Here is an 11,973-nt window from a genome sequence, read left to right as displayed (position 1 = left end):
AGGCCAGAACGAAGAAAGCCAGTCCTATAGCTCAGTTGGTTAGAGCGCTACACTGATAATGTAGAGGTCGGCAGTTCAACTCTGCCTGGGACTACCAAAAGGGATAGACAGACAAGTGTATCTCAGACAATAAAATAAAAAGCATTTATAAATTAATATTATTAATTTATAAATGCTTTTTCGTTTATAGCACTATATATAATCATAAAATTAATAAGTCGCATAGGATTAATCTCTTACGTGACTTTCTTATTTGCTATAGCCTCATTATTATCAGGTAATAGCCTCTCAAATAAGGTAGAACGGTTATTGGAACACACAACCTCAAATGGTGAATGAGAACTCTTCCAAAAGATATTTTCCCTATCAATCAATCTGTCAACCATTATTTGAAAGGGATAATGAAAGACCTGAAAATAGACAGATTATGAACCTTTCATAGCAGAAGGCATACTCTCCGAACGATAGCCGCTAAAAGGGGTATCAGAGAGAGTATAGCTGAGCGTATTGTAGAGTATGCCGAAGTCAACAACATTAAAGATGTTTATACCCATTTGTATGACGAAGATATTATACGGAAATGAGAAGAAGATAGTGCTGTATGTAATTTACATTTAGGTAGTTATCGCTCGAGGCTGTAAGGTTTAGCATGAGTGGTCGAAGTTATGAAATAACTTTCTATTCCGCTTGGGAGATAACCAAAGTTGCTACTATAATATTATTGTTGAATAAAATTTAAACAGATACTAAGGTAGGAAGTTTATAAAAAAATTGCTTCCTTTGCTTTATAGATTAGTTTAATGCCACTAATAAAAGGAAAGCATAAATTTTCATTATGAGCAGTGAAAGCTACTTCTAAACTGTAACTGTATAACAATAGCGAATTGTATGAAAGAGTTATCTGATCTGAAAATCTTTAATGAATTGTATACGAGTTGTCATAGTCGATTTGCCCGATTTGCCAATTCATATATAAGAGATCTGCCAGCATCAGAAGATATTGTGATCGAGTCGTTTATGGCCTATTGGGAGAATAGGGATAGACTTTCTGAGAATTCTAATATTCAGGCTTATATTCTTACTACAATAAAAAATAAATGCCTCAGTTATTTACAACATCTGGAATTGAAAGCCAGAGTACTGAATAATATAGAAGATAATGCACAGTGGGAACTGAATCTGCGAATATCGACACTCGAAGCGTGTGATCCTAAAGAACTATTCTCAGCTGAAATACAACAAATTATTAATGAATCATTGGCCTCATTGCCAGAGAGGACCTCTGAGGTCTTCAACCTGAGCAGATACAAGAATAAATCACACAAAGAAATAGCGGAAGTACTTAATATAACAACGAAAGGTGTAGAATTCCACATAACTAAGGCTTTAGCTCAACTTCGTAAAGATCTGAAAGACTACATTTTATATATAATTGTGTTATTTTTTTTATAAAAATCAACATTATCACTAGGGATACGCCCTCCTCCTTTGTTATTAATAATAGATACTGGAAAATATGAATTTTGAATTATTATATAAGTTTTTTGAAGGCCAGACAACAAAAGAAGAAGAAGAAAGCATCAGAATCTGGCTAAACAGTTCTCCCGAAAATAAAAAATATTTTTTGGAAGAAAGGAAAGTGTACGATGCTATCATATTAAATAGTGAAGAACAGACAGAGAAATTATCAATAAATTATAACGTAAATAATGATTCTACTAAGCTCTTCTCTCGAATTCCGATTCATTTCAGAGAATTTATAAAAGTAGCAGCAATAATTACAATAACTATATTGGCCAGCTGGTTTTTCTTTTCTCAGAATGATGGGAATAGCAATGCTATGGCAGAACAAACGATAAGTGTTCCTGCCGGACAACGGCTCAATATCACGCTTCCGGACGGGACAGATGTATGGCTGAACGCAAAAACGACTATTCGATATCCGGTTTCATTTAACACGAAAGAACGCCTTGTCAGTATAGATGGACAGGCATATTTCGATGTTGCTAAAAATGAAAAAGTACCATTCATCGTAAAATCACCTAGTGGAACAGTCCAAGCACTGGGAACAAAGTTTGATATATTAGACTATTCAGATAGTGGCATCTATGAAACTATGTTAATGGAAGGTAGTGTTAAAATTAATTTAGTAGATGATGCCAATCAGGAAGTGATTCTTACTCCGGATAAGAAAACTGTTTTGGACAAAGGAAGGTTGCAAACGATAGAAGTTAGTGATCTTTCTGCATACCAATGGAAAGACGGACTTATTAGTTTTAAAAATGAATCATTTGAGAATATTATGAGATCATTTGAAAAAACATATGATATTAAAATTGTTGTAGAAAATAAGAATATAGGAAATCGTGTATTTACCGGAAAGTTTAGAATAATAGATGGAGTAGAATATGCTCTTCGGGTATTACAAAGAGATGTTAATTTTAGATTTGAAAGGGATGTGGAAAGACATATAATATATATAAAATAAATGTAGTATAGAATTGACAAAGAAATATTTTAGACGAAGAATAACCTTAAAAGAATCAATAGCCTATGAGAAATTAATAAGTATAAGGAATAGAATGAAAAAAGCCAATAACTGCGGCAACAGCTATTGGCTATAGCAATCAATACAATTTTTTAGACCGTATTAATTAATAACATCGTAAATCTATGGAAAATAATGTTTTTCAAGACCACTTTTTGCTGAAAAATAAAAAAATTAACCATTTTTTTAGAATTATGAAAATCACAACACTTTTCCTATTTATAGGAATACTCTCCATTTATGCAGAAAACTCCTTTTCTCAGAATGCCCGGGTGTCTATAAATAAGCACAATATTCAGTTAGAGCAAATTCTGACGGAGATAGAGAAGCAGACGGATTACCTCTTTATTTACAATGATCAGGTAGAAGTAAAACAGCGAGTATCGGTCGATGCTAAAAATACGCCCGTATCTCAAGTGTTAAATAATCTTTTCAGAAATACAGATATAAACTTTATTCTGGAAGGAACGCATATTATTTTATCGAACAAAGGAGATCGAAATTATGCACAGTCAATAGTAGCACCATTGCAGGATACAAAAGATATATCGGGAGTAATTACCGATATTAATAATGAACCTCTAATAGGGGTGAGTGTAGTAGTGAAAGGTACGACAAACGGTACAATGACCGATGTCGATGGAAAATATACAGTCAGAGCTGCAAGCAAAGATATTCTCGTGTTTTCCTATATGGGATTCGTACCGAAGGAAATGACTGTAGGCAGCAATACAAATATAAACATAGTTCTGGAAGAAGATAATGTTATTTTGGGCGATGTGGTTGTTACCGCCTTGGGTATCAGACGTGAAACAAAAGCCCTGACATATAATGTGCAGGAGATAAAGGCCGAAGAGTTAACGTCCGTTAAAGACGCGAACTTCATTAATAGCCTTGCCGGTAAAATAGCCGGAGTACAGATCAATAATAGTGCATCGGGTATCGGAGGGTCTTCGCGTGTAGTTATGCGCGGTACCAAATCCCTGTTTGGTGAAAACAATGCCTTGTACGTTATTGACGGAGTTCCCATCCTGAATACGAAACAAGAACAACCTGACTCTTTTTATGAATCGCCCGACGGGGGAGATAGCGACCCTGTGTCGTTTCTCAATACAGATGATGTAGAAAGCATATCTGTCCTTACGGGGGCTGCCGCCGCTGCATTATATGGTAGTCAGGGAGCTAATGGAGTTATCCTGATCACAACAAAAAAGGGTGAGGCCGGCAAACTGAGAGTAAGCTACTCTAACAATACCCAGTTTATGACTCCTTTTGTAATGCCTAAATTCCAGGATAGATATGGCTCAAAAGATAATGGCTTTAATAGCTGGGGAGCGCTGGGAACAGCCAAACCATATGATCCGAAAGATTTCTTTCAGACCGCATTTACCGAAATGAACTCGTTGAGCGCGTCTGTCGGTACAGAAACAAATCAGACTTATATTTCTCTTGGAGCTATGCAGGCCAGGGGGATCATTCCTAATAATGATCTGAACAGGATAAATGTAAATATCAGGAATTCAACAGATCTGATAAAAGATAAGTTGATGTTGGATTTGACCCTTACTTATGTAAATCATAAAGATGTGAATATGATGACACAAGGTCAGTTCCATAATCCATTGTTGCCTCTTTATCTGTTCCCTCGCGGAGACGATGTGGAAAAATATAAAGTATATGAGCGTTACAATGCAGAGCGTAACTTTAAAACCCAGTTTTGGCCTTATAATAATTTGGGATTAGGTATGCAAAATCCTTATTGGATTGCAAATAAAGAACAATTTAAGAATAAGACAGACCGTTATTCCCTTACTGCGGCACTGAAATATAATGTTCTCGATTGGTTGAATATAGCAGGACGTGTGCGTCTGGATAATACCGATAATATTTATACCAGAAAAATATCAGCCTCGGCAGACTTACTGTTTGCGTCTGAAAATGGTTACTATCAAAACCGAAAACTGACAGACCGCCAGACTTATGCAGATATATTGGCAAATATAGATAAACGTTTCGATAACGGAATCTCATTAACATCTACTATTGGTGCCAGCCTGATGGATATGCGCAACGATGTTTCCGGACTGGAAGGATTCCTTGTTCAGGTTCCCGATTTTTTCTCTTTTGAGAATATGGATATGAATGATGCACAGACCAAAGCTATACAATCTGGCTATCGTGACCAGACACAAGCAATATTTGCTACAGTCCAGGTTGGGTATAAGAGTTTGGTTTATCTCGATCTGACAGCACGTAACGAGTGGGCATCTCAACTGGCATTTACTAATGGCGGAACATCTTTCTTTTATCCATCAGTAGGTTTATCCAGTGTTTTGAGTGATGTGTTCACTTTGCCGAGAAATGTAATTTCATTTATGAAAGTCAGGGGGTCATATAGTGAGGTCGGTAACGCACCTCGTCGCTATTTAACTCGCAACTCTTATGGTATGACCAACGGTAGCCTCAGTCTTATATCGTTTTATCCGGCTGTTGGTTTAAAACCAGAGTTGACAAAAGCATTTGAAGTGGGAACCAATATCCGCTTCTGGAAAGATAAGTTCAATCTGGATGCCACATATTACAATACCAATACATACAACCAGCTATTCGAAATAGAGGCCGGAGCCAGTGCCGTAGGTATAAGCAGCGCTTATATAAATGCAGGAAAAGTAAATAACTGGGGAATAGAACTATCACTCGGATTCAATGATAAGTTTGGGCCTGTAGGTTGGAACTCTACTCTCACATACACCCTGAACAGGAATAACATAAAAGAGTTAGTGCCAGAAGGTACAATAGATCCTACGACAGGCGAATCAATGAGCCGCAGTTCGTTTATTGTTAGTGCCAACGGCAGTTACCGGATGGAATTGCATGAAGGACAGCCAATGGGTGATATATACGTCTCTACTTTACGCAAAGACCACAATGGCTTTGTGCATGTAGATGGTGAGAGTGGAGCAGTTACTGCCGATCCGAACAACTGGATCAAAGCAGGGAATGTTAATCCTAAATATAATCTGGGATGGAATAATACAATCTCATATAAGGGATTCGATTTAAGTTTCCTTATCGATGCCCGCGTAGGCGGAGTAGGAGTGTCTGCTACACAGGCATTAATGGATCGATTCGGTGTATCTGAAACATCTGCTATAGCTCGCGATGAGGGAGGTATAATCGTGAATGGTGGACGAGTAAATCCTGAGAATTATTATGCAGTAGTAGGTGGAGGTACCACAGGTATTCTTTCCGAATATATTTATAGTTCTACTAATGTGAGGTTGAGAGAAGCATCTCTGAGCTACACATTCCCAAGCAAATGGTTTAAAGGTTATATCAACCAGTTGAGTTTATCCCTTATAGGCAGAAACTTATTAATGATTTATAATAAAGCCCCTTACGATCCTGAAATAACAGCGTCTACAGGTACATATTATCAGGGATTCGACTATTTTATGCAGCCTAGTCTTCGCAGCTTAGGTTTTAGTGTAAAAGTTCAGTTTTAATAAATAATTTAAAATGAATATTTCTATGATACAAAATAAATACCTTAGGATAAAAGCATTTATCGGAGCTATACTGATATGTCTGTCATTGATGATGGTTGCATGTACCAGTAAATTTGAAGATTTCAATACAGATCCTAATCGAGCTACAGATGAACACCTTGAAAAAGATATGCTTGCTTTGGGAGGTATGTTTCCTCCTATGATGGTCGATATTATTCCTACCAGCGATATAGATGCAAATGAGTTCCAAAGAGCCCAGAACCTGACCGGAGATATATTTTCAGGTTATATGGCTGCTATCGGACAGTGGAATAATAGTAGTAATAACAGTACATACAATCTGTATTATGGAGAATGGAACGATGTAGCTTTCGATGTAGCTTATCGTATTATGGGATATTGGTCTCAGATTAAAATAAAAGCGGTAGAATATGAATCCCAAAGTGCATTCTCTTTGGCGCAAATCTTGAAGATTATGGCTCTTCATCGCATAACGGATAATTATGGCCCGATTCCATATTCAAAAATGGGACAAGGAGCTTTAGGTTCTGCTTATGATTCCCAAGAAGATGTTTACAAAGGATTTTTTGAAGATTTGAATGAGGCCATAAATGATTTAAGAATCTTTAATGCGGCCGACCCTGGTGCTAAGCCTCTTAGAAAATACGATCTGATATACGGAGGCGATTATAAGAAATGGATCGTTTTTGCAAACTCTCTGAAACTGCGTTTAGCTATGCGTATGGTATATGTAGAACCTGCTTTGGCTAAGCAGTATGCAGAAGAAGCTGTGAATAACGAATATGGTGTGATGTTAAGCAATCAGGATAATGCCGAATTGAAATCGGGCTTAGGAGTGTCGGTTTACAATCCGTTATGGGTTTGCTGGGATAGATATGGTGATATCCGTATGGGTGCCAGCATGGAATCTTTCCTGAAAGGATATAGCGATCCTAGAATGGGAGTATATTTCAAGCCATCGGGTATTCCTGGTGAGGACTATAATGGAGTAAGGAATGGAGTGGTAATAAGTAACAAAAGCCATTATATGCTTACATCCAGCCCCAAAGTAGAAAATAATTCTACCACATCTCCGATTTTGTGGATGTGCGCTGCCGAAATGTATTTTTTAAGAGCAGAAGGAGCTCTTCGCGGATGGAATATGGGCGGAACAGCCGAAGAATTATATAATAAAGGTATCGAAACATCTTTCGAGCACAGGGGTGTTACAGGTGCAGCAGCATATATAGCAGATGCAACTTCCACACCGGCTAATTTTACCGATAAAAGAGGGAGTAACAGTATATCTGCGACTACCGATATAAAAATAAAATGGGATGGTGGTGCCGCATTCGAAAAGAACCTTGAGCGTATTATTACCCAAAAATGGCTTGCAATGTTCCCTGAAGGTCAGGAAGCCTGGACAGAATTTCGTAGAACCGGTTATCCTAAAATATTTCCTGTGGTAAGGAATAATAGCGCAGGTACAATCGATACTGATATACAGATACGGAGGATACCTTTCCCTGAATCGGAGAAGAGGGCGAATAAAGAAGAGGTAGATAAAGCTGTAACTCTGTTGGGTGGCCCTGATAATGGTGGAACCAAACTCTGGTGGGATAAGAAATAATTCGTCAATTTATAAAATAATAGATTATGAGAAATTTTATATATACAATAATACTGTTGTTATTTGTCCCTGTTGCCTTTGTCGCTTGTGATGATTGGACAGAGGTAGAGACAGTCAATGTTCAGCATCCGAATGAAAAAACCGGAGAGTATTTAACCGATCTTAAAGCATACAAAAGTGTTATGTTCGACCGTCAGGTTGCATTCGGATGGTTTGGAGGCTGGACAGCGTCAGGTCCGTCTCTGAGGACACGATTAAGTTCTGTTCCCGATAGTGTAGACATTGTAGCTTTATGGGGAAATATGTGGCATAGGGATAAAATGACACCGGAAAAAATAGAAGATCTGAAATATGTCAGAGAAACAAAAGGGACGAGAGTACTTGTTACAACTTTACTTGCCTGGGTTGGCAAGGAGTTTCCTGATATTCCGGAAGAAGATTGGCCTGAAGGACAAGAAGGGCTCATTGCCTATGCAGAAGCTTTAGCAAAAGAAGTTATAGATCTGGGATTTGATGGGCTTGATATCGACTACGAGCCTACTATTGGCGGATACGAGGATGTCAGAGACTGTCCTCGAGGCGAAGATATGGTAGTTTTTGTGAAAGAATTAGGTAAATATCTGGGCCCGAAATCGGGTACTGGCAAACTATTGGTTATCGACGGGCAAAACTCATTACTTCCTGCCGAAGTGGCTGATTATTTCAACTATGCAATAGGTCAAAATTACACTAGAAGCAGTAATTCTAGCTTACAGTCTGACTATAATGGCATTAGAACAATATTCAGGCCTGAACAATATATTATAACCGAAAACTTTGAAAGTTATTGGAGAGATGGGGGCGTTGGTTTTTCGCATCCGGATTTGGGGACTATTCGTTCGCTGAAAGGTATGGCACTCTGGAGCCCTACTCAAGGCAGAAAAGGGGGCTGTGGTACATATCATATGGAATATGAATATATGCATTCCGATAATGATTATAAATATTTGCGTGAAGCAATACAGATAATGAATCCTTCTGTTAGATAATTGTTAAATATTTAACTCAAATCAAATAAGAAATAATGAAAACAATAATAAAATATTTATTACCTATTCTGCTTTTATCAGGGTGGTTGACCTCATGTAATAATGCGGAAGAGTTTAAAGATGTTGTTTATTTTACGGGAACTGATGTTTCACCTGTTGTTAAATATTCACTCGAGGAACCTACTCCTATAGGACTGAGCGTTCGCTCTTCAGCTAAAGTAAGCGGAGATGTAAAGGTTGGTATCAAAGTGAACGAATCACTGGTCGATCAATACAATGAAGTGAATGGTACAAACTATATACTTTTACCTAAAAATGCCTATTCTTTCGATATTAGCAGTGTTACTATCGAGTCAGGGAAGTATGCTACCGAACCTTTCTATTTGAATATAACTTCCATAGATGATTTTAGGGATGAAGATACTTTTTGCCTTCCTATCGAAATTACGGATGTGAAAGAGGGGGATATGCCAATCTTGGAATCATCCAAAGTGATGTATGTTGTGATAAATAAAACAATCATTACAAAAGCCGCTACATTAAATGGTACTTATTTTAGAGTAAACTTCGAAAGTGATCCGAGCCGGGATTTATCAGCTGTACCGCAAGTGACGATGGAAGCCAGGATAAACCTGTTTGATTATCAGAATGGCAGCCCATATATCAGTACCGTCATGGGACTCGAAGAGCATTTCTTAATACGTCTGGGAGATGTTACCATCCCTAAGGATATCATTCAGTTGGCAGGTGGAGGATATCCGGTTTCCAGTACAAGGAATATAGGCTTGAACGAGTGGGTGCATGTAGCCGTAACTTACGATGGCGCAAGAATATGCCTCTATCTGGACGGAAGCCTGAATGCCTATGTTGATGCGCCTCGTGGACCGATAAACCTACTGGGTATATCTCCTGACCGTACTTTCTTTATAGGGACTACAAGTAACTCTACCGGGCGTACCCTGAAAGGCTATATAAGTGAAGCCCGACTGTGGACACGTGCTCTTACCGAAGCCGAGATTGCTAATAACATATGCGCTGTATCGGCAGATGCTCCTGATTTGTTGGCATATTGGAAGTTCAATTCATGGAAAGACGATGCTACTAAGAATATTGTAGTAGACTATACCGGCCATGGTTATGATGCGGTAGGGAATAGAAATATCACATGGGTAGAAGGAGTAAGATGTCCTTAATCTAAGATTATAATTTAAATGTCTGGTGCAGATAATACCTGCACCGGATTCGATAAATCTTTACAAATCAAAATGTTTATTAAATATGAAAACACTATATAAAATACTCTTGTTTGCCATCGTGCCTTTTATTTTATGTGTCAGTTGTTCCGATGACGATGATCAGCAGATTGGAAACGCAGAAGATATAATAATAAAAGAGGCTGTCAACGATACTGTATTTATTGATAAAGGGGAATCTCTTAAGGTAACAGTGGAAACACGGCCGGCTAATCAGCGCGTATGGTTTTACAGTTCTGATGCAAATGTATTTTCTGTGACAAAAGACGGGGTTATTTCCACAGCCGATAAAGGTGGTATCGCTTCACTTCTTGTAACTGCACAAAACGGTGCGGAGTGGACAAAAAAAACGTATGTATTGGCTGTACTGGAGTATGTAGAAGAAATTGCAGTCAAGACTTCGGGTAGTCGCATCGAACTTAGTCCCGAACAGGTGTTTGATCCTGAAAGCTATTTTGTTGTAACACCTTCTTCAGCAACGCTTAAGAAGTTGGCTTATATATCGGATGATCCGTCTATTGTATCTGTCAATTCGGAAGGAAAGCTGGTAGCTGTGAAAAAAGGGATTACAAAAATAGCGGCTAAATCAACTGATGGCACTAACATCGTTTCAGAAAAGATAGAAGTAGAAGTATTGCCATTGTTAAATAAATCTGGTTGGTCGGCCGTTGCAGAATATTCTCATGCGTATTATCCTCCAAGCATGCTGATTGATGGCAATAACAGCAATTTCTGGTCAAACCCATGGAGTGGGGCAGGCTTGAAAGTGCCTTGCTGGGTGATAATAGATATGAAGAAGATAAATAAATTCGATAAAATAGGATTAGTTCAAGGTTCTTATAGAGAAGCAAAAGGTGTAGATATTTACATCAGCAAGTCGAATACTGATAATATCAGCTACGACGATTCATCTTTCGAACTTATAGGCTCGGTAGAAGTGGTGGCTACTACCGGAGGAGAAAGCGTGTTGGACTTCTATCCTGCTGAAGAAAAAGAAGCACGTTATATTAAACTCGATTTTGTGAGTTCACGTTCGGGACGCTATTTGAGTTTAGCAGAAATGAATGTGTATTATCAGAAATAAAACGGGTATTACAAAAATATCTGAGACTATATTTGTTGATGCAGATAAATTGGTTTTTTTAGGCTTTAATTAAATACAGGTATTATCTGCTGATTGGGCGAGTCAGGAGCACTTCTTCTGACTCGCTTCAATAAGTAGAGTTTGTCTGTATCGTTGATATCAACAGATCTATATATAATGAAGTAAAAATATTCTTTTTATTTATATGGAAAATAGAAAAAAATACATGAGAAGAGCTTTTGCTGTATGTTTTTTGAGTCTGAGTCTCGGAGCAGTAAACGCCTCTACGATTAATTTATTATCGTATAAGGTAACTCCCCTCCAAGACAACACTATCGTAACCCCTGTTGATTATACAACTAATCGTCCCGATCTATCGAAGCGTTTATTCACATCGAAAGCAGTGGAAAATGAGATTGTCCGCGTGAAGAAGCTGCTAGTCAATCCCAAGTTAGCCTGGATGTTCGAGAACTGCTTCCCCAATACATTAGATACGACCGTTCGCCACCGCAAGAACAATGGCAAGGATGATACCATCGTCTACACCGGCGATATCCACGCCATGTGGCTTCGCGACTCCGGTGCCCAGGTATGGCCTTACGTACAACTGGCAAACAACGATCCCGAGCTGAGAGCAATGCTCGCAGGCGTTATCCGCCGCCAGTTCAAGTGCATCATCATCGACCCCTATGCCAATGCCTTCCTCGACCCGTACGATCCCAATCCCGATCATCAGTGGCAGTCCGACCTTACGGACATGAAACTCGAACTGCATGAACGCAAATGGGAGATAGACTCCTTGTGTTACCCTATCCGTCTGGCATACCATTACTGGAAGACAACCGGCGATGCAAGCGTATTCGATGAGGAATGGTTGCAGGCGATAGAAAATATATTGAAAACATTTAAGGAACAACAGCG

General features: G+C 38.5%; 9 protein-coding genes and 1 tRNA gene. 9 read left to right on the top strand and 1 reads right to left on the bottom strand.

Features of this window, described 5'->3' with window-relative positions:
- The first annotated feature begins 20 nt into the window (after positions 1-20).
- Positions 21-97: transfer RNA gene (locus M2448_RS20060), tRNA-Ile, on the top strand.
- A gap of 328 nt (positions 98-425) precedes the next feature.
- Here M2448_RS20060 and M2448_RS20055 read toward each other — a convergent pair.
- On the bottom strand, positions 426-554 hold the full coding sequence (locus tag M2448_RS20055) for a hypothetical protein (protein WP_280647946.1): 129 nt from the start codon (positions 552-554) through the stop codon (positions 426-428).
- Positions 555-888: 334 nt separating this feature from the next.
- On the opposite strand from M2448_RS20055, the gene M2448_RS20050 reads away from it, so the two are divergent.
- The 8 genes from M2448_RS20050 to M2448_RS20015 form a co-directional block, all read left to right on the top strand.
- Positions 889-1,452 (top strand): RNA polymerase sigma-70 factor, encoded by a 564-nt coding sequence (locus M2448_RS20050; protein WP_280647947.1) that lies wholly within the window; start codon positions 889-891, stop codon positions 1,450-1,452.
- A 64-nt stretch (positions 1,453-1,516) separates the two neighbouring features.
- Positions 1,517-2,488 (top strand): FecR family protein, encoded by a 972-nt coding sequence (locus M2448_RS20045; RefSeq protein ID WP_280647948.1) that lies wholly within the window; start codon positions 1,517-1,519, stop codon positions 2,486-2,488.
- A gap of 254 nt (positions 2,489-2,742) precedes the next feature.
- The gene (locus M2448_RS20040; RefSeq protein WP_280647949.1) at positions 2,743-6,054 is read left to right on the top strand and encodes a SusC/RagA family TonB-linked outer membrane protein; all 3,312 of its coding nucleotides are present in this window, start codon (positions 2,743-2,745) and stop codon (positions 6,052-6,054) included.
- Positions 6,055-6,079: 25 nt separating this feature from the next.
- Entirely contained in the window at positions 6,080-7,687 is a 1,608-nt protein-coding gene (locus M2448_RS20035; RefSeq protein WP_280647950.1) for a RagB/SusD family nutrient uptake outer membrane protein, read from the top strand.
- A 26-nt stretch (positions 7,688-7,713) separates the two neighbouring features.
- On the top strand, positions 7,714-8,715 hold the full coding sequence (locus tag M2448_RS20030) for a glycoside hydrolase family 18 (RefSeq protein WP_280647951.1): 1,002 nt from the start codon (positions 7,714-7,716) through the stop codon (positions 8,713-8,715).
- Positions 8,716-8,750: 35 nt separating this feature from the next.
- Positions 8,751-9,908, top strand: coding sequence for a DUF1735 and LamG domain-containing protein (locus M2448_RS20025; protein WP_280647952.1), 1,158 nt, complete (start codon positions 8,751-8,753; stop codon positions 9,906-9,908).
- 85 nt (positions 9,909-9,993) lie between these two features.
- Positions 9,994-11,052 carry a discoidin domain-containing protein gene (locus M2448_RS20020; protein ID WP_280647953.1) on the top strand — a complete coding sequence of 353 codons (1,059 nt, stop codon included), beginning with the start codon at positions 9,994-9,996 and terminating at the stop codon, positions 11,050-11,052.
- Positions 11,053-11,278: 226 nt separating this feature from the next.
- Positions 11,279-11,973 (top strand): glycoside hydrolase family 125 protein (locus tag M2448_RS20015; RefSeq protein WP_280647954.1); only part of this gene is annotated, 695 nt, incomplete at its 3' end.

Source organism: Dysgonomonas sp. PF1-14, from assembly GCF_029892965.1.
Taxonomy (GTDB): domain Bacteria; phylum Bacteroidota; class Bacteroidia; order Bacteroidales; family Dysgonomonadaceae; genus Dysgonomonas.
The sequence above is the reverse complement of the archived record's forward strand: the minus strand, read 5'-3'. Positions and strand labels throughout refer to the sequence as shown.